18 protein-coding genes and 1 riboswitch are annotated in these 19613 nt (G+C 31.8%); of the genes, 16 read left to right on the forward strand and 2 right to left on the reverse strand.

Features of this window, described 5'->3' with window-relative positions; all coding sequences use genetic code 11:
* From ABV008_RS11610 to ABV008_RS11635, 6 genes are all read left to right on the forward strand, one after another.
* Positions 1-210: NAD(P)(+) transhydrogenase (Re/Si-specific) subunit beta (locus ABV008_RS11610; RefSeq protein WP_352419988.1), on the forward strand; the 210-nt coding region annotated here is incomplete at its 5' end.
* Positions 211-388: 178 nt separating this feature from the next.
* Positions 389-1030, forward strand: a complete 642-nt coding sequence (locus ABV008_RS11615; protein ID WP_352419989.1) for an undecaprenyl diphosphate synthase family protein — start codon at positions 389-391, stop codon at positions 1028-1030.
* A 76-nt stretch (positions 1031-1106) separates the two neighbouring features.
* Positions 1107-1493 (forward strand): zinc ribbon domain-containing protein, encoded by a 387-nt coding sequence (locus tag ABV008_RS11620; RefSeq protein WP_352419990.1) that lies wholly within the window; start codon positions 1107-1109, stop codon positions 1491-1493.
* A 6-nt stretch (positions 1494-1499) separates the two neighbouring features.
* Positions 1500-2564, forward strand: coding sequence for a 3'-5' exoribonuclease YhaM family protein (locus ABV008_RS11625; protein ID WP_352419991.1), 1065 nt, complete (start codon positions 1500-1502; stop codon positions 2562-2564).
* Between the two features lie 38 nt (positions 2565-2602).
* On the forward strand, positions 2603-4009 hold the full coding sequence (trkA, locus tag ABV008_RS11630) for a Trk system potassium transporter TrkA (protein WP_352419992.1): 1407 nt from the start codon (positions 2603-2605) through the stop codon (positions 4007-4009).
* A complete protein-coding gene (locus ABV008_RS11635) occupies positions 3960-5405 on the forward strand; it encodes a TrkH family potassium uptake protein (protein ID WP_352419993.1) in 1446 nt (481 codons plus the stop codon). The genes trkA and ABV008_RS11635 overlap by 50 nt, the downstream gene beginning before the upstream one ends.
* Positions 5406-5456: 51 nt before the next feature.
* Here ABV008_RS11635 and ABV008_RS11640 read toward each other — a convergent pair whose 3' ends face one another.
* Positions 5457-6488: a branched-chain amino acid aminotransferase gene (locus ABV008_RS11640; RefSeq protein WP_352419994.1), complete on the reverse strand. Its 1032-nt coding sequence runs from the start codon at positions 6486-6488 to the stop codon at positions 5457-5459.
* 230 nt (positions 6489-6718) lie between these two features.
* Here ABV008_RS11640 and ABV008_RS11645 point away from each other — a divergent pair, with 230 nt between their 5' ends.
* Entirely contained in the window at positions 6719-7855 is a 1137-nt protein-coding gene (locus tag ABV008_RS11645; RefSeq protein WP_352419995.1) for an aldo/keto reductase, read from the forward strand.
* Between the two features lie 129 nt (positions 7856-7984).
* Here ABV008_RS11645 and ABV008_RS11650 read toward each other — a convergent pair whose 3' ends face one another.
* Complete coding sequence (locus ABV008_RS11650) at positions 7985-8548, reverse strand: YhcN/YlaJ family sporulation lipoprotein (protein ID WP_352419996.1); 564 nt, start codon at positions 8546-8548, stop codon at positions 7985-7987.
* Between the two features lie 417 nt (positions 8549-8965).
* Between ABV008_RS11650 and ABV008_RS11655 the strand changes: the two genes are divergently transcribed.
* From ABV008_RS11655 to ABV008_RS11695, 9 genes are all read left to right on the forward strand, one after another.
* On the forward strand, positions 8966-9673 hold the full coding sequence (locus ABV008_RS11655) for an ABC transporter ATP-binding protein (RefSeq protein WP_352419997.1): 708 nt from the start codon (positions 8966-8968) through the stop codon (positions 9671-9673).
* Positions 9674-9705: 32 nt separating this feature from the next.
* The gene (locus tag ABV008_RS11660; RefSeq protein WP_352419998.1) at positions 9706-11415 is read left to right on the forward strand and encodes an efflux RND transporter periplasmic adaptor subunit; all 1710 of its coding nucleotides are present in this window, start codon (positions 9706-9708) and stop codon (positions 11413-11415) included.
* A 14-nt stretch (positions 11416-11429) separates the two neighbouring features.
* Entirely contained in the window at positions 11430-12764 is a 1335-nt protein-coding gene (locus tag ABV008_RS11665; RefSeq protein WP_352419999.1) for an ABC transporter permease, read from the forward strand.
* Between the two features lie 154 nt (positions 12765-12918).
* Positions 12919-13794 (forward strand): shikimate dehydrogenase, encoded by an 876-nt coding sequence (aroE, locus tag ABV008_RS11670; RefSeq protein WP_352420000.1) that lies wholly within the window; start codon positions 12919-12921, stop codon positions 13792-13794.
* 138 nt (positions 13795-13932) lie between these two features.
* A complete protein-coding gene (locus ABV008_RS11675; protein ID WP_352420001.1) occupies positions 13933-15615 on the forward strand; it encodes a GspE/PulE family protein in 1683 nt (560 codons plus the stop codon).
* Positions 15616-15628: 13 nt separating this feature from the next.
* A complete protein-coding gene (locus ABV008_RS11680; RefSeq protein WP_352420002.1) occupies positions 15629-16681 on the forward strand; it encodes a type IV pilus twitching motility protein PilT in 1053 nt (350 codons plus the stop codon).
* 15 nt (positions 16682-16696) lie between these two features.
* Positions 16697-17902, forward strand: a complete 1206-nt coding sequence (locus ABV008_RS11685; RefSeq protein ID WP_352420003.1) for a type II secretion system F family protein — start codon at positions 16697-16699, stop codon at positions 17900-17902.
* An 80-nt stretch (positions 17903-17982) separates the two neighbouring features.
* Positions 17983-18075, forward strand: a riboswitch (cyclic di-GMP riboswitch).
* 134 nt (positions 18076-18209) lie between these two features.
* Complete coding sequence (locus tag ABV008_RS11690) at positions 18210-18674, forward strand: pilus assembly FimT family protein (protein ID WP_352420004.1); 465 nt, start codon at positions 18210-18212, stop codon at positions 18672-18674.
* A 172-nt stretch (positions 18675-18846) separates the two neighbouring features.
* Positions 18847-19611, forward strand: coding sequence for a prepilin peptidase (locus ABV008_RS11695; protein ID WP_352420005.1), 765 nt, complete (start codon positions 18847-18849; stop codon positions 19609-19611).
* Positions 19612-19613 lie beyond the last annotated feature (2 nt).

The raw sequence follows: 19613 nt of genomic DNA on the forward strand, positions 1-19613 counted from the left end.
GCAGCAAATACAGCAGAAGGTACACCGATCTATGGGATGCCAGTACTGAAGGCAGAAGAATCTAAAAATGTAATAGTGTTCAACCTTGATGATAAGCCAGGGTATTCAGGGGTAGAAAATGCCCTTTATAAAATGGAACACGTTCATATGATAATGGGTAATGCTTCTGAAACTGTTAATAAGCTGAATATAAGCATTTCAAATAATTAGATAAAAAATAAAGCTGACATAGATAATATTTATCATGTCAGCTTTATTTTAGTTGTATCATTATCATCAAACTGGATTAAACATCATATATATGTAAATAATATGGTTAGGTATTTTCAACTTAGATTTTATTTAAAATTATTACTTTTTAATAGTAAATAAGACTTGAGGTGATTTAATGAGAATTCCAAACCATATTGGGGTTATACCAGACGGAAATAGGAGATGGGCAGTATCAAATGGAATGACAAAAGAAAAGGGATATGCAGAAGGATTAGACCCTGGGCTAGCACTTTTTAGACTGTGTAAGGAGGTAGGAGTAAAGGAACTCACTTATTATGGATTTACTGCAGATAATACCAAGAGGCCATCTGTACAAAGAAAAGCCTTTACAGATGCATGCATAAATGCAGTACAGATGCTTTCGGTAGAAGATGCCTCTTTGCTAGTAGTTGGGAATATTGAATCTTCGATGTTTCCTAGAGAGTTGATTCCATATACTACAAGAAGGATCTTTGGAAAAGGTGGAATGAGAGTAAATTTTTTAGTGAACTATGGATGGGAATGGGATTTAAACCAACTAAAAGCAGTAAATGATAAAAAAAAGAACATTATAAAGCATATCAAATCTAGTGATGTATCACGAGTTGATTTAATAATTCGTTGGGGAGGTAGAAGAAGATTAAGTGGCTTTCTCCCAGTTCAATCAATTTATGCGGATTTTTATGTAATAGATGAATATTGGCCTGATTTCAAGGAAACTCACTTTTTCCAAGCTTTAAAATGGTATAATGAACAAGATATAACTTTAGGAGGATAATAAATAAGACTTGTAATAATAGGTCTTTCAATATAGACTATATTATATATATAAAATAACTTGAGCAGGTGAAAACATGTTCTTTGTTGGAATATTTGGTGTAGAATCAAAGGAAAAGAAAATTAAAGAACTACCTAGCTTTTTATGTAAAAATTGTAATAAAGAAGTAATTGGACAATTGATAAAAACATATAGTTACTTTCATTTCTTCCTTTTACCTATTTTAAAGTGGAATGAGAGTTACTACATAATGTGTAATAGCTGTAATACAATTTATGAAATAACAAGAGAGAAAGGTAAAAAAGTGGAACGAGGGGAAGATGAAAATATTTCATATTGGGAATTAAAAGAACTAAGAAAGTACAACAATACAAGAATTTGTAATTCGTGTAATTATGAGGTGGAGGATAGATTTTTATATTGTCCTTATTGTGGAAAAAACTTGAATAATTTTCTGGAGTGATAATATATGAACTCAAAAAAAATAGCAGAATTTAATGTTAATGAAAGGATAGAAGGATTTTACTTAATAAAAGAAATAGAAGCTAAGACAGCATCTAATGGAAATAGCTTCTTGGACATCAAATTAAGCGATAATACTGGAGATATAAATGCCAAACTATGGGATTGTAAGGAAGAAGATATATTCAATTATTCTAAGAATTCTATAGTAAAAATAAGAGGTGATGTCAGTGAGTGGCAAGGGAAAAAACAGATACGAATTGCTCTTATAAGGCTAGCTACAGATTCTGATAAAATTAATTTAGCAGAATATATACAAACTGCACCCTATGAACCTGAAGATATGTACAAACAGTTACAATACTACATAAGAAAAATTGAAAACGAAGATATTAAAAAAGTAGTTATAGATATTATAGAGGAATATAAAGATAAATTATTTTTTTATCCAGCTGCTAAGCAAAATCATCATTCTATTCGTTCAGGACTTCTTTATCATATCATGCGAATGTTAATGACAGCAGAGAGACTAATAGAAGTCTACACAAATATTAATAAGGATCTTCTATATGCGGGTATTATATTACATGATATAGCTAAAATAGATGAGATGGATGCAAATGAGCTAGGAATTGTTTCTGAATATACTGTTGAAGGGCAGCTGTTGGGACACATAATACAAGGAATAAAGATAATTGATAATGTCTCAAGGAGACTAGGAATAAATAGAGAAACCTCTATACTTTTACAGCATATGCTTCTTTCTCATCATTATGAGCCTGAGTTTGGAAGTCCTAAAAAGCCTATGATACCAGAAGGTGAGCTTTTACACTATATTGACATAATAGACGCTAGAATGTATGATATGGAAAAAGCATTATCAAGCGTTGGAACAAAAGAATTCACAGAAAAAATATGGATACTAGACAATAGAAAGCTTTTTAAATCAACCTTACACAATACAAACAATGAGCTAAAAGAAAAAGCAACTGATGAAGATATACGTAAAATATGTGTATTAGATAAGAATGAGATTTTTGACACTGAAACTTTTTCTAAACTGAATAAGTAATAAAATAGTAGTTTCTACTAGTAGAAAGGAAGTTATGAATGAATATTATTATTGTAGGTGCAGGAAAGCTGGGCTATATTTTAGCAGAATTTCTTTCCCAAAATGATAACAATGTTGTAATGATAGATATTAACGAAAAAGCACTTGAAAGAGCAAGCAATCAGCTCGATGTACTTATTTACAGAGGAAATGGAGCTCAGATATCAGTCCTTGAAGATTTCAATGTGAAAAATTCGGATTTATTGATTGCCACTACTAATAATGATGACACAAATATGTTAATTTGTTATCTTGCAAAAAAACTTGGCTGCAAAAGAGTTGTAGCGAGAATAAGAGACCCAGAGTACTCAGAACAAATAGAGATGTTAAAGAAACATTTAGATATTGATTATGTTGCTAACCCAGAGCTTGAGATGGCTAAGGAAATAGGAGCACATTTATTAAAAGGGCAAGCTCTTAATATGGAAGACTTTGCAAAAGGTAAGGTTAGCATAGTTAATTTTAGAGTAAATGATCTAGATGGCATGGAAGGCTTGAAAATTAAAGATATAAGAATACCTAAATCAGTTTTAATTGCTGCCATTCATAGAGGTGGTAAGATTATTATTCCTCATGGAGATACAGTATTACAAGGAAATGATACAGTTTATTTTATTGGTGAAAAAGAAAGTATTAGTCTATTTAAAAATAGTAGTCGCAATTTAGAAAATAATATTATTGTTAAGAAAGCTATGATACTTGGAGGCGGGAAAGCCACATATTATTTAGCAAAAAGATTAATAAGGCATGGTGTTTCTGTTAAAATCATAGAAATGGATGAAGGTAGATGTAGCTATTTAGCTCAAGAGCTTCCAGGAGCTCTTATTATTCATGGTGATGCAACGGATCCATATCTTCTTACAGAAGAGAATATTAGTGATGTAGATGCATTAGTTTCTCTAACCGGTTATGATGAAGAGAATCTCTTAATGACTTTATTAGCTAAAAAGTATGGTGTGGGAAAAGTAATTACTAAGGTAAGTAGATCTAATTATATTCCAATAATTGAGCAGCTAGGTATTAATAATTCAGTAAATCCAATAATGATAACAGCAGGAGAAATAATGAGATTTATTCAGGGCGGTAGAGTTGTTTCTTTATCTCTATTAATAGGTGGGCAGGCAGAAGTATTAGAACTTATAGCAAAAGAAAACTCTAGAGTTGTGGGAAAACCTTTAGTTGAACTTGGTTTGCCTAAGGGAATAATTATAGGTTCCATAGTGCAAAAAGGTAAGGTGATTATTCCAGATGGTAATTCAATAATTAATCCTGGTGATAGATTAATTGTTTTTTGTCTGCAATCAGAGGTTATAACCCTAGAAAAACTTTTTTATAAGACAAAAGGGGGATTAATTGATGAACTATGGGATCATTATAAAGGTTTTAGGGGACCTTCTTCTATTTGAGATTATAGCTCTTATTCCATCGCTTATAATATCTTTGTTTACAGGCGGAAAGGATCTCCTTGCCTTTGTGTATTCGATTTTATTGTTGCTCTTAATTGGTTTTCCTATGACTAAGGTTTCTGTAAAGACTAAAAGAATTAAAGCTAGGGATGCTTTATTGATAGTTACTCTAGGTTGGGTTTTTGCTTCTTTCTTTGGAGCTTTACCATTTGTATTTTCCTCAAGTATTCCATCTCTAGTAGATGCCTTTTTTGAAACTGTTTCTGGTTTTACAACTACAGGTGCCACTTTATTAAGTGATATAGAAGTGTTACCAAAAGGAATTCTTTTCTGGAGATCTTTTACACATTGGATTGGAGGTATGGGAATTCTTGTACTTACAATTGCAATTCTTCCAGCTATTGGAGTAGGAGGATATCAAATTTTTAAAGCTGAAAGCCCAGGTCCTATTACAGATAAATTAGTTCCTAAAATTAAAGATACTGCTAAAATATTATATACATTATATTTAGGATTAACTATTTTGCAGACTGCCTTGCTTTGTTTTGGTGGAATGTCTTTGTTTGAGTCCCTTATACATACTTTTGGAACAGTTGGGACAGGAGGATTTTCATCTAGAAATAGCAGTGTAGGAGCATTCAAAAGTAGTTATATAGTTTTTGTGATTGCAATATTTATGATAGCATCAGGGATTAATTTCCCACTTTATTATGAGATAATTAAGGGTAGATGGAAAAATGTTATCAAGAATTCCGAATTGAAGCTTTATTTAGGCATCATTGGAATTAGTACTATTTTAATAACTCTTAATCTATACGGAAAAGTTTATAGTTCTTTTTTTGAGACTTTTAAACATGCACTTTTTCAAGTTTCCTCAATAATTACTACTACAGGATATAGTACTACTGATTTCAATAAATGGACAGACTTTAGTAAAGGTATTCTGTTTCTACTGATGTTTGTTGGTGGAAGTGCTGGCTCTACAGGTGGAGGAATTAAAGTAATTAGATTACTAATTATGGGTAAGTTGGTTAAAAGAGAGATATTAAAACTACTTCACCCAAGAGCTTTTATACCTATTAAGCTCAATGGGAAAATTACTCAATCAGATGTTGTTGTAAGCGTCACAAGCTTTTTCTTTCTTTACATGGTTATTTTTGCTTTGTCAACACTGCTAATTTCTTTAGAGGGTATTGACTTTTTCAGCTCAGCAAGTGCTGTAGCTGCAACTCTTGGTAATATTGGACCTGGATTTGAAATGGTAGGCCCTACACAAAACTTTGGCTTTTTTAGTCCATTAAGCAAAATTTTATTTTCTCTTCTAATGCTTTTTGGTAGACTAGAATTATTTACGGTGTTTCTTTTCTTTGTACCTGAATTTTGGAAAAATAATTAATCTCATAAAAATGCGGTGAATGTTCATTTCACCGCATTTTTATGAGATTAATTATTCATCTACTTTTACAATCCAGCCTTCAGGTGCTTCTACATTGCCAAGTTGAATTCCATATAAGGTATCATATAGCTTCTTGGTTATTGGACCAACTTCTGTTTCACTATAGAAGACATGTAATTTACCTTCATACTCTATTCCACCAATAGGACTAATTACTGCAGCTGTACCACAAGCACCTGCTTCTTTAAACTCATCTAAATTATCTATAAATACATCTCTTTCTTCTACCTCTAGGTTCAAATAGTGCTCAGCTATATGCATCAATGAATATTTTGTAATACTTGGAAGTATAGAAGGCGATTTAGGAGTAACAAATTTATTATCATGAGTAATACCAAAGAAATTAGCTGCTCCAACTTCTTCTATTTTTGTATGAGTTGCAGGATCTAAATATATACAATCTGAAAATCCTCTTGCTTTAGCAATAGAATGAGGCATAAGACTACCTGCATAATTTCCTCCTACCTTTGCTGCTCCAGTTCCATAAGGTGCAGCTCTATCATATTCTGTTGTCACTACGAAATTCACAGGAGACATTCCACCTTTGAAGTAAGGTCCTACAGGAGAACAAAATAGGCAGAACATAAATTCTGGAGCAGTTTTTACTCCTAAATTATCTCCAATTCCTATTTCAAAAGGTCTTAGATAGAGAGTTGCTCCAGTACCATATGGTGGAACATAAGCTTCATTTGCCTTAATAACTTGTTTACAAGCATCAATAAATCTTTCTTCAGGGAATTCAGGCATAAGAAGACGTTTACAACTTCTATTTAAACGCTTTGCATTTTGATCTGGTCTAAAAAGCTGAACATGTCCTTCTTTTGTTCTATAAGCTTTTAATCCTTCAAAACACTGTTGGCCGTAATGAAGAGCTGTAGATGCTTCACTTATTGAAATTTTATTATCCTCAACAAGCTTTCCTTCATCCCACTTTCCGTTTTTCCATATAGACACGTACCTAAAATCTGTTTTTATGTAGCCAAACCCCAGTTGTTCCCAGTTAATGTTTACCTCTTTCTTCATAAAGTCCCCTCCTATTGATTTAATAAAATGAGTTCTATTTTAATTATATATTATAAATGGCACATAGTGAACATATATGAAAAAAGATTAATAAGTATTTGTAATAAAAACAAAATTTATAATATTATTTCACTAAATTGAAAATATCATTTTTATTCTTTAGTATTTTTTGTGATATTATATATTAGAGTATTGATAAATATATAATTTTTTGTAAGGGGGCAGATTATATGAAGTATAGAAAATTTGGGAAACTAGATTTTGAAGTATCAAACCTTGGCTTTGGATGTATGAGACTACCTACTTTAGATGGAGATAATGGAAAAATTGACGAAAATGAAGCTATTAAAATGATTAGATATGCTATAGATAATGGTGTTAACTATATAGATACAGCATATCCATACCATCAAGGCAATAGTGAACTATTAGTTGGGAAAGCACTTAAAGATGGTTATCGCCAAAAAATAAAGTTAGCAACAAAACTTCCAGTATGGCTATGTGAAACATTTGAAGATTTTGACAAGTATTTAAATGAGCAGTTAGAAAAACTTGAAACTCAATACATAGATTTTTATCTTTTGCATTCTTTAAGTAGCAAATCCTGGAACAATGCAAAAAAATTAGGTGTACTAAAATTTCTAGACAAAGCTTTAGCGGATGGAAGAATTAAATATGCTGGTTTTTCTTTTCATGATAATGTAGATGTTTTCAAAGAAATTGTTGATTCATATAATTGGTCTTTTTGTCAAATCCAATTAAACTACATGGATGAGCATTATCAAGCTGGCTTGCAAGGTTTAAAATATGCTTCTGAAAAAGATTTAGCAGTAATTATTATGGAACCAATAAAAGGGGGAAAACTAGCTAAACAGCCAGAAGGTGATTTGAAGATACTATGGGAAAAATCAGGAATAAAGAGTACACCTGCGGATCTTGCCTTAAGATGGGTATGGAATCATCCTGAGGTAACTTTATTATTAAGTGGTATGAGTACTATTGAACAAGTAAATGAAAACATAAAAACTGCCTCTAAAGCGCTCCCATTGTCTCTTGAGCCTAAAGAGCTCCAATTGATTAATGATATAAAAGATATTTATCATAAGCGTAACAAAGTTGGATGTACGTCATGTAGGTACTGTATGCCATGCCCAAATAAAGTAGCTATACCAGATATATTTGAAATATATAATAATTATTTCGTATATGAAGCTACAACTGTAGGTAAAAATAGCTATGAAAGAATGATAAAATCAGGTGTTGATTCATCAAATTGTGTAGAATGTGGTCAATGTGAATCTGTATGTCCACAAGGTCTACAGATAATTCATCATTTAAAGGAAGCTGATTTAGTATTAAAAAAATAAAAAAGGCTTCTGTTGAATCATTGGTACATTAAGACAGCCTTTTTTGAAACCTATTTTAGGAAAGTCTACACTAAGTAATTAGAACTTTCCTATGGTGTATAAGATAAATATCCGGTTGAAACCGGATATTTATCTTGTTAAAGGATTAATTCTTCTTAATATTTCTTCGATTTCAGCGGCAAAACCTGATAAAGGTTTACCATTTCTTATATCTTGACCAATATTGTCGATTCTCTTATATAGATCTGCATTTGCTGTAACAGATACATTTCTTATATTTTTATCAGTAGCTTTTACTGTGTCTTTAATTTTTTCTTTTAGATTATTTGTCATGTTTCCTTCTATATTATCAGCGATATTTACCCCTACTAAAGCAGTATTTCCTGAAATTACAACTGTTGCTCTATTAACTTCTTTTAGATCAGACACTTTATTAGTTATTTTATCTGCTCTATCTGAAGTTACAATATCCCTATTATTAATATTATTATCAGTTATATTTCTGTTGTTTAGGTTATTATCTAAATCTCTATTCATATCTGTTCTATCACCAGTAAAATTCATGTTTCTATTTAATTGAGTGTTATAAGGTGTATTTGGCCTAGCTGGATTTCTTGCACAGCCAACTGCACCAAGACTTATCACAAGTGCTATAATAGCAATAAGTGATATAATTTTAATTTGTTTTTTCATAATAACCACCTCCTATAATTATTTTGCTTTATTTTTTGTTTTTTATTATTAAAAGTGCATAGATAAATATGTAGAAGGAAGTAATTTTATCTATTAAAGCATTTTTTTATTATAAACAACATTTATTGCTTTTAAGAGCCTAATTATTAAAATTATATTTTGAAGAATAATATATATCATTACTTACTACAAGGTAAGAAAATAAATAAAAAGCTAATGTTTATATAATGAAGTGAAAAAATCTAAATGTATTTAAATGTCAAAAAAATTACAAATTAATTAATATTATATTTGTATAGAGGAGAAAGCATAAACCTGGCGAAAATATATATTATGTTAGCATAATATATTTTTTTGGAACTTTTTATTAATAAATTAGTCTAATTATTGACTAGTAGAAAAAGGGGTGAAACTAGATTGGCACTAATCGAATTAAACAATATTACAAAATGCTATAAGGTTGGACAAATACAGGTCAATGCATTAAATGGTATAGATTTATCCATTGAGAATGGGGAGTTTGTGTCTATTATGGGCCCTTCAGGGTCAGGTAAATCAACTCTACTTAATATTATTGGATGTTTAGACCAACCAACTACAGGTACATATAAGCTTGGAGATAAAAATGTAGAAAAGGTAAGCGATTGGCAATTATCTGATATTAGGAATCGTTCTATTGGATTTGTATTTCAGTCATTTCACTTATTGCCAGGCTTAACTGCCCTAGAAAATGTAGAACTGCCATTAATATACAGAGGCATTCTAGGAAAAGAAAGAAGAAAAAGAGCTATTGAGGCACTAGAGTCGTTGGATTTAGGTGATAGAATAAATCATCTGCCAACTCAGCTTTCAGGAGGTCAACAGCAAAGAGTCGCAATAGCTCGTGCCATTGTAGGTAATCCTTCTGTAATTCTTGCAGATGAGCCTACAGGTGCCTTAGATTCAAAGTCAAGTGTTAATATAATGTCAATATTTCAAAAGCTAAATAAGAATATGGGAATTACTATAGTACAAGTTACACATGAAGAAAATGTTGCTCATTATGGACACAAGATATTTAGACTTCTTGATGGGAAAATAGAAAAGATAGAATTGTTAGATGAACAATTATTAGCTATTGATTAATTCTTATTAGTATGAATTTGGAGGTGTTAGTTTTGACAAAAAGATTAATAATGATTTTAGTAGTAATTGCAATAGTAATTGGTGGAGGGTATTACGCTATTAAACAGCTTATGCCAGAAAAAACTGAAGAAGTACAAGGACCTATATACTCGACTTTCGAAGTGAAAAAAGGTGATATTTCTGCAGGAGTAGAAGTAACTGGACAATTAAATCCAACACAATCTGGTGGAATAAGAGCACCTGGGGATATGTATTCTGGAACATCTGTACAGTATGTTATAGAGGAGTTCTTAGTAGGTGAAGGAGATGAAGTTGTTCAAGGTCAAGTAGTAGCTAGGCTATTGGCAAATGACATAAATAATAAGATTAGCGATTTGATGGAAGAAATAGACTCGCAAAAAAAACAATTATCTCAGCTCACAGGATTATCAATAAATGAAGTGGATTACATTAATCCATCTCAGGGAATAAAAATCTTAGCACCTATTACTGGAAGAGTAGTAAATCTTGAGGCAACTGAAGGAAAGGAATTAACTCAAGGACAAATAGTAGCAAGTATAGTTGATGATTCTAAGTTTAAAATATCTGTAAAACTTACTCCTGTAGAATTTAAAAAGGTAAAAGAAGGAGATAAGGTAGTCTTGAACTTTTCATATTTTGATGGATTCTATGAAGGAAAGCTTACAGAGATTAATTCTAGTCCAATGCCAAATGATAAAGATGAAGATAAGTTTGGAACAAATTTTGTACATATGGCAACTATAGAGGGAGATAATCCAGGGTTAATACAACCTGGAATGGAAGTACGAGTAGGAACATCAGTAGGTAGTAATCCTGCTTCTGGTACAACATACTTCATGTATACAGGAAAAGTAGAAGGCTTTGTTGAAGAAGAAAAGATAGTTAATCAGGTAAAGGCTGTTGCAACTGAAGTACACGTGAAGAGTATGCAAGAAGTTAAAAAAGGTGATGTAATTATTACAATGTCAGGCTCTGATGTCAGAGAAATGATACAGGAAAAGGTTGACAAGATTAGAGAACTGAACAACGAGATTAGAGACTACTATGGAAAACTTGATCAATTAGAAATAAAATCACCAATGGATGGAATAGTTGCAGGAATATGGAGGCAACCAGGAGAAACTGTAAGAGGCGGAGAATGGCTAGGAGATGTCTACAATACATCAGATATGAGAATTTGGGCTGAAGTAGACGATATAGATGTATTACAAATAAAACAAGAGGCGCCAGTTACAGTTACTGTAGATGCTTTACCAGGTGAAAAATTTGAAGGAAAGGTAGTAAGAGTTTCTACTATGGGAAAAGATAGAAATAGCGGTTTAACTAGATTCCAAGTAGAAATAGAGGTAGTAGGTGGACCGCAATTAAGACCAGGTATGCAAGCACGTGCTAAAGTTGATGCAGGAAGTGCTCAAGATACTTTACTTATACCACTTGAATCTGTATTTGAAGAGGATGGTATTTCAAAAGTTGAAATCTTAGGTGATGATGGTATACCTAAAGTGGTTACTATCAAACTTGGACTTATGAATGATAGAATGGCAGAAGTCACAGAAGGACTTAAAGAAGGAGATAAAGTAATAACAGGAAGTACTGCAGACTTATTACCAAGTCAACATATTAAGTCAAATGATTCAATTCTCCCTTCTACTGGAGATAGCAATAATGAAAACAACGGGAGCAATGAAAACGGTGACGTCAATACTGATGGTAATAATTAAGGAGGGATATTTAAATGAAACAAAATAAAGGTTTATTTTCCTTCTTGATTAGACTATGGTTTACTGCCAAGATGGCTGCCCATGGGATTATTTCAAATACTTTAAGGTCATTTTTGACAATTTTAGGAGTAGCTATAGGAGTAGCATCTGTAGTAAGCTTGATGGGTATAGGAGAAGGTGCAAGACAATCTGTAGTAGAGCAATTTGAAAGCTTAGGGTCAAACGTAATTGAAATAAAGGCTCAGCATACAACTGTAGAGTTTGAACCTGAATTTGCAGAAGAGTTAGTTGAAAGAGTTCAAGGACTTGAAATGGCAACTCCTGTTTTCAATACTAATGCAACAATGAAATGGAGAAGAGCTAGGGGAACTGTAGATGTAGTAGGAGTAAATAATGACTTTCATAGAATAAGAGATATTGCTTTGCTTTCAGGTAATTTCTTTACTGAACTACATGTAAAGCAACGTTCACCTGTTGCAGTCTTAGGTTATAATATGGGTGTAGGACTTATGAATGGAAGAAATCCCGTTGGTCAGTCTTTTACATTGGATGGCCAGACATATAGAATTGTAGGAGTACTTGAGCAAAAAGGATCAGGCAATGCAGAGGATATAGATGATAAAATTATAATCCCATATAGTTCTGCATTAAAGATTGCAGATAAAAGAACGGTAGACCAGATATGGGGAAAGGCAGCTTCAAAAGAAGAAGCTGATTTAGTAGTGGTCCAGCTAGGTAGAATTTTTAAAAGAAAACTTGGTTTAGATCAAACAGCTCCTACTGGTTCCAAAGGAGAAGGAGAAGGTGATGGAGCTGTAGTTGAATCTGTAGATTATTATTATGACCCTTACTATGGTTATTATGATGAAGGACAAACACAGCCTGAAATCCCAAGCAGTGGAGAAGATCTTGTTACCATAACTAGTTTAAATCAACTAGTTGAAGAAGCAGATAATGCAAATAGGGTTATGACATTATTATTGGGAGGAATAGCTGCCGTATCCTTACTAGTAGGTGGATTAGGTATAATGAATATAATGCTAGTAGCTGTTACAGAAAGAACAGAAGAGATTGGTCTTAGAAGAGCAATAGGGGCTAAACAATCAGATTTACTTTTACAGTTTATTCTTGAAGCACTTTACTTGAGTGCTATAGGAGCTATTGCAGGTACTGCTTTAGGAGTATGGGGATTAGGTTTATTTGAAAGATATGGATTTAGCACAGCAATAAACTTCCAAGCTATTGAAATAGCAACAATTGTAGCTTTATGTTCAGGACTACTCTTTGGGGTCTATCCAGCAATTTCAGCTTCATCATTGCCACCAGTACAGGCTTTGAAAAGACAATAGTAATTCGATATAATGTCAGAGAAAGTATTTTCTCTGACATTTCTTGTTAGAGAAGTAAATTAACATTTAATATAGTACTTTAGTCTCATATATAGTATAATGTTTTTAATAAAGAGACAAAAGTAAAATAACTATGAGATATAAGGAGAATACGATGTACATAGATTCAGATACTAAACTTTACTGCTTAATAGGCAATCCTATTACCAAAAGTTTGTCGCCAATGATTCATAATTTAATATTTCAACTTAATTCGATAAATGCAAGATATTTAGCGTTTGATGTTAAAAACATAAGTAAACTAGAAATGGCTATCAATGGTATTAGGGAATTAGGAATACAAGGATTTAATGTAACAATTCCATACAAAATTGAAGTAATGAAATATCTTGATGAAATAGATGAAAAAGCTAAAATGTTGGGGGCAGTTAATACTGTAGTGAATTTAAATGGAACACTTAAAGGTTTTAATACTGATGGAGATGGATTTATCAAATCTTTAAGAGATATAGGAGTTAATCTGAAGAATAAAAGAATAGTTTTAGTAGGTGCAGGAGGTGCTGCATATTCAATTGCAGCGTCTTTAGCCTATGAAGGAATAAAAGAACTAATAATCCTTAATAGAACTCTTGAAAAGGCTAATAAACTAAAGATGCTAATAGAGAATTATTTTCCATCACTTAATGTAATTTGTTATGAAATGGGAGAAGAAAGAAATATGCCTAAACATATAGATATTTTAATAAACGCAACTCCTATGGGAATGTATCCTAACATTAATGACATGCCTATTTCACCCAAATTGTTTTCAAATGATACTTTGTTCTATGATATTATATACAAACCTAGTAAGACAAAATTACTATTAGATGCTGAGAAACTGGGCTTTAAAACTCTTAATGGACTAGACATGCTAGTTAATCAAGCTATATATGCTCAAAAAATTTGGACCAATAAATTACTAAGAGAAAATATTGATTGGTCATATATAAAAAGAAAAATAGTTGATGAAGTGATATTAAAACCATAGAATTTTACTTTTATTTCAATTAATTAAAAAATTATGAAAATTGATTTGATTTTGAAGGAAATCTTCTTTTTATGTAGAAACAATTAGAAATATTATTTATTTTGTCATACTATTTTATATGCAGTAGAGGTGGATAACATGAACAGAAATTTGAAACTAGGAGACTTATTAGTTTCTACAAAAAAAATAAATATAAATCAATTAGAAGAGGCTTTACGACATCAGAAAAAAATCAAGACTAAGCGTATAGGCGAGGTCTTAGTAGATATGGGTTTTGTTAAAGAAGAAGATATACTAGAAGTTTTAGAAGAACAACTAAAAATACCTTCTGTAGATTTAGCGAACTACAAAATCAATCCTAGAGCAACTGCTTCAATACCTGAGAATATTGCTAGAAGATATAATTTAATACCCATAGACAAAATAGACAATACACTAATTTTAGCTATGAGTGACCCATTTAATATTTTTGCAATTGATGATGTTAAGCTTCTTACAGGTATGGATATTAAAGTTGTGATTTCATTAAAATCTGTAATATTAAAGGCTATAGATAAATTTTACATAGAAGAGAGTACAAAAAAAGTTTTAGAGGAATTTGAAGAGGCATACATACCTAGTAGTATAGATGACTTAGATGATGAAGATTTGTCTGATGTTAACAGTGCTCCAGTAGTTAAGCTAGTGAACTCTATTGTTAGCCAAGCTATCGGTATGAAAGCTAGTGACATACATATTGAACCATTTGAAAGCTATATTAGGATAAGGTACAGGATAGATGGAGATTTACAGGAGATAATGAGACTTTCAAGCAGAAGTCATATGTCAATAGTCACTAGAATTAAAATAATGGGTAAAATGGATATAGCTGAAAGAAGAATCCCACAGGATGGAAGGATAGAAACTGAACTAGATGGTAGAGAGGTTGATATGAGAATATCTACCTTACCTACTGTTTATGGCGAAAAAATAGTAATTAGATTATTAGATAGAAATAGCTTTAGCTTTTCAAAAGAAGACTTAGGATTTGCAGATAGCGATTTGGAAATATTTAATAGAATACTTAAGCAACCTAATGGGATAATCTTAGTAACTGGACCGACTGGTAGCGGGAAAAGTACAACACTTTATACTATTCTAAAGGATTTGAATAATGAGGAGAAAAATATTATTACTGTAGAGGACCCTGTGGAATACAAGCTTGAAGGAATTAATCAAGTACAGGTAAATAATAAATCAGGATTAACCTTTGCAAAGGGCTTAAGGTCAATATTAAGACAAGACCCTGATATAATAATGGTTGGAGAAATAAGAGATCCTGAAACTGCTGAAATTGCTGTAAGAGCTTCTATTACAGGACATCTTGTTTTATCTACATTGCATACTAACGATACTGCTTCATCTATAGTTAGGCTTATTGATATGGGAATAGAACCATATTTAGTATCTACAGCTGTCTCAGGAATTATATCTCAAAGACTAGTAAAAAAACTATGTCCTAGTTGCAAGAAACCTTATGAAGCTAGTCCTCAAGATAAAAAGATATTAAGTAAAAATATAAATGAAAACATTACTCTTTATAAGCCAGTTGGATGCAATAAATGCATTAAAGGATATAGAGGGAGAGTTTCTATTCATGAAGTAATGCATATTGATAAAGACATGAGAAGACTTATAGATAATAGAGCTACTACAGATGAATTGAAAGGAGCTTCTATAGAAAAAGGCATGACAACTATTTATGATAATGTTGTGAAGTTGGCATTAAATGGTATAACCTCAGTTGAAGAAGTCTTTAGAATAGGATATACCATTGACTAAGGAGGAGACCAAGTTGGATTTTTTAGAGCTAATCAAAGATGGCATAAAAAGAAACGCTTCAGATATACATATTACAGTAGGCGTACCGATAATATATAGGATAAATGGTAAGCTTGTGAAGGTAGGAGAGGATATTTTAAAACCAGCAGCAACAGAGGAAATTATTCATAAAGTACTAAATGATAGACAATTAAATGAACTTTTAGATAAAGGTGAGATTGACACATCTTTCTCTAGCCCTGGCATAGGAAGGTTTAGAATTAATATTTATAAACAAAGAGGAAGCTATTGTTTAGCAATCAGAATTATCCCACCAATTATACCTTCTATGGAAGAACTAGGATTACCTAATATTGTAAGAGACATAGCAAGATTACCTCGTGGGTTAATACTTGTAACTGGTCCTACAGGAAGTGGTAAATCCACTACTCTTGCTTCAATGATTGATTTAATTAATAATGAAAGAAACTGCCACATATTGACATTGGAGGATCCTATTGAGTATTTACATAAGCATAATAAGAGCATAGTTAATCAGAGAGAAATAGGGAATGATTCTTTAAGTTTTTCTAATGCTCTTAGATCTGCATTAAGACAGGATCCAGATGTTATTTTAGTTGGAGAGATGAGAGACTTAGAGACAATAGGCATTGCACTGACTGCTGCTGAAACAGGGCACTTAGTTTTATCTACCTTACATACTTTAGGAGCTGCTAAGACTATTGACAGAATAATAGATGTGTTTCCTCCTTATCAGCAACAACAAATTAGAATACAATTTTCATCAGTAATTCAGGGAATCATTTCACAGCAATTATTACCTAAGACAGACGGAAAAGGAAGGGTGGCTGCTTTTGAAATTATGATTGCTACTTCTGCAATTAGAAACTTAATACGAGAAGAAAAATCTCATCAAATTGATACGGCGATTCAAACTGGAGCAAAGTTTGGTATGCAGACTATGGACAATTCACTTTTGGCATTATATAAAAGAGGATTAATCAGCGGAGAAATAGTATTAAGCCAGTGTGCAAATCCTGACATTGTAAGAAATTATGTATTATAATCAGGCGGTGATTTAATGCAATTTAAATATAAAGCAGTTACAGATAGCGGACAAGTTATAGAGGGAATCCATGATGCATATAACGAACAAGAAGTTTTAGCTATGCTAAGAAGTAATGATTATATTCCTATATCAATAGAGCTTGAGGTAGAAGAAAAGCCTGTTTCTTCATATTTTTCTAGTAAGGTTACCAAAAAAGATATAGCTGTTTTCTGTAGACAATTTTATACGATGCTAAATGCAGGTGTAAGTATAGTGAAATGTTTAGATGTCCTACAATCTCAGACTGGAAATAAAGTACTGAAAGATGCAGCAAGAGCTGGACTAGAGGATGTGCAAAAAGGAATGACTTTATCAGAGGCAATGAGAAAACATAGAAGAGTTTTCCCTAGCTTACTGGTTAATATGGTTGAGGCAGGAGAAGTAAGTGGTAGCTTAGACGTAATTATGGAGAGAATGGCAATACATTATGAAAAAGAAAATAAAATTGAAAATAAAATAAAAGGAGCTATGATTTATCCTATTGTTTTAGGAATTGTATCTATAGCAGTAGTGATTTTCTTATTAGTAGCAGTTATGCCTACCTTTATTGGAATGTTTGAAGGTAGCGGAGTAGAGCTTCCAGCTCCAACCAGAATACTTTTAAATGTCAGTAATTCTCTTAAAAATTATTGGTATATGTATCTGACTATAGTAATTGTGCTGACAATGGGAATTGGGTATTTTGGCAAAAAAGAATCTGGAAGGTTATTTATTGATGGATTAAAATTACGTATTCCAATCTTTAAGGATACAAATATTAAGGTAGCTACTTCAAGATTTACAAGAACATTATCTACACTATTGTCTAGTGGTATACCTTTACTTCAAGCTTTAGATGTAGTATCTAAAATTTTAAACAACAAGCTTCTAAGCAATAGACTAGAAAACGCAAAAGAAGAAGTCAGAAAGGGAGTTCCTTTATCCAAGACTATAAAAGATATAAAATTATTCCCTCCTATGGTAGATTCAATGATAAAAATAGGAGAAGAATCAGGTTCACTAGACGAAATACTAAACAAAAGTGCAGATTTCTATGACGAAGAAGTAGAAGTAGCCATTCAAAAAATGACAGAAATGCTCCAGCCACTACTTGTAGTTTTTATGGCATTGATAGTAGGATTCATAGTTATAGCTATGGCATTGCCAATGTTTGATATGGTTAATACAGTACAGATGTAATTGTAAGAAATAGACTAGAATAGCTGTAAATTTTGCATAGACAAGCTACATTTATTTAAATACCCTAAAGTAGATACTAATAAAATATTTGGCAAAGCTATTGAAAAATAGCGACGCAAAACTAGAGTCTAAAGCTATTTGTTTAAAGTAGTCATGATCGTTCAGTTGCATAGATAATTTAATATTATTTGTGCAGCTTTTTTAAACTAAACAATTTATATAATATTTTTGAAGGGCGGTGGTTTAGAAAAGAGATATTCAGTGTATCTATAGTATTATATTGAAAAACAAAAAAGGAGGAACAAAAATGTTCGAATTTATTTTAAAACAGTTAAAGAAAAACAAAAAAGGGTTTACATTAGTTGAGTTAGTTGTAGTTATAGCTATATTGGGTATTCTGGCGGCTATTGCTGTGCCTAAGTTAGGATCTTTACAGGATGAAGCAAGGATAAAAGCTGATGCGACAACTGCAGCACAGTTAGTTAACTTAGCAAGAGTACAGGAAGTAAACAGAAATGATGGACAAGTAACAATCAAGACACAAGAAGGTGATTCTACAGCTGAAAATGAGTGGGATGATAGCTATATGGAATGGCCAACTCCACAATCTGGTGGTAATTTTGAATTATCCGGTGGTTTGGATAGTCTATATGTAGTAACTTGGACGCCTACAAAAGGCGCTACAAAATACCAAAAACCTCAGATTGTAACAGAAGGTAAAGAATTTATACTGAATGACCTAACTGCCCCAGATGTCCCAGCTGAGGAATAAACTGATCGGAGGGGACACAGGGACAGGAACCTTGTCCCACTACAATGTGATTCATGATATTCAGAAGCACATAATTTGTATTTATAAGAGTATCAATAAAAATAATATAACAATTCTTATAATACTAACAAATTTCATTCGTACTTAAAAACTAGAGTTAAGGAGAGATTACATGTACATATTAATATTCATATTCGGAGCTATTATTGGTTCTTTTCTAAATGTATGCATATACAGAATACCTAGAGAAGAGTCTATAGTCTATCCTTCATCTCACTGCCCAAAATGTAATACTCCATTAAAATGGTACAACCTTATTCCAATACTTAGTTTTCTGTTACAAAAAGGAAAATGTAGATATTGTGGGGAACTTATTTCCCCACAGTATCCCATTGTTGAATTATTAAATGGTATTTTATATACTATAATATTTTATTTATATGGAGCATCAGTTGACTTTGTTTTCTATAGCTCCATAATGAGTATTTTAATTATCATTAGCTTTATTGATTACTACTATCAGATAATACCTGATGCCTTAGTAGCTGTTACTTTGGTATTAGCTATTGTTTACAAGTTTACTTTACTTATATTGTATAAAATGCCGTTTAATTCATTAGACAGTTTATTAGCATTATTATTAGGAGGAGCTTTGTTTTTGATAATTGCCATAGCATCAAAAGGTGGTATGGGTGGAGGAGATATAAAGCTCATAAGTGCTTTAGCCTTTATACTAGGAGTTAAAAAAACTATTTTAAACATTTTATTATCATTTATAATCGGTGCAGTTTTTTCTATATTTTTATTACTACTAAAGAAAAAGGGTAAAAAAGATACTATTCCTTTTGGCCCATTTATAAATATAGCATTTGTTACTACTTTGTTATTAGGAGATAAAATTATTGAATGGTATATTAGTTATTTTTTTTGGGGGTAAGC

This window comes from Proteiniborus sp., assembly GCF_040308045.1.
In the GTDB taxonomy this organism is placed as follows: Bacteria; Bacillota; Clostridia; order Tissierellales; family Proteiniboraceae; genus Proteiniborus.

Coding starts and splice junctions, on each gene's coding strand:
- ABV008_RS11615 (WP_352419989.1), top strand. CDS start 389: ATGAGAATTCCAAACCATATTGGGGTTATACCAGACGGAAATAGGAGA.
- ABV008_RS11620 (WP_352419990.1), top strand. CDS start 1,107: ATGTTCTTTGTTGGAATATTTGGTGTAGAATCAAAGGAAAAGAAAATT.
- ABV008_RS11625 (WP_352419991.1), top strand. CDS start 1,500: ATGAACTCAAAAAAAATAGCAGAATTTAATGTTAATGAAAGGATAGAA.
- trkA (WP_352419992.1), top strand. CDS start 2,603: ATGAATATTATTATTGTAGGTGCAGGAAAGCTGGGCTATATTTTAGCA.
- ABV008_RS11635 (WP_352419993.1), top strand. CDS start 3,960: ATGAACTATGGGATCATTATAAAGGTTTTAGGGGACCTTCTTCTATTT.
- ABV008_RS11640 (WP_352419994.1), bottom strand. CDS start 6,488: ATGAAGAAAGAGGTAAACATTAACTGGGAACAACTGGGGTTTGGCTAC.
- ABV008_RS11645 (WP_352419995.1), top strand. CDS start 6,719: ATGAAGTATAGAAAATTTGGGAAACTAGATTTTGAAGTATCAAACCTT.
- ABV008_RS11650 (WP_352419996.1), bottom strand. CDS start 8,548: ATGAAAAAACAAATTAAAATTATATCACTTATTGCTATTATAGCACTT.
- ABV008_RS11665 (WP_352419999.1), top strand. CDS start 11,430: ATGAAACAAAATAAAGGTTTATTTTCCTTCTTGATTAGACTATGGTTT.
- aroE (WP_352420000.1), top strand. CDS start 12,919: ATGTACATAGATTCAGATACTAAACTTTACTGCTTAATAGGCAATCCT.
- ABV008_RS11675 (WP_352420001.1), top strand. CDS start 13,933: ATGAACAGAAATTTGAAACTAGGAGACTTATTAGTTTCTACAAAAAAA.
- ABV008_RS11685 (WP_352420003.1), top strand. CDS start 16,697: ATGCAATTTAAATATAAAGCAGTTACAGATAGCGGACAAGTTATAGAG.
- ABV008_RS11690 (WP_352420004.1), top strand. CDS start 18,210: ATGTTCGAATTTATTTTAAAACAGTTAAAGAAAAACAAAAAAGGGTTT.
- ABV008_RS11695 (WP_352420005.1), top strand. CDS start 18,847: ATGTACATATTAATATTCATATTCGGAGCTATTATTGGTTCTTTTCTA.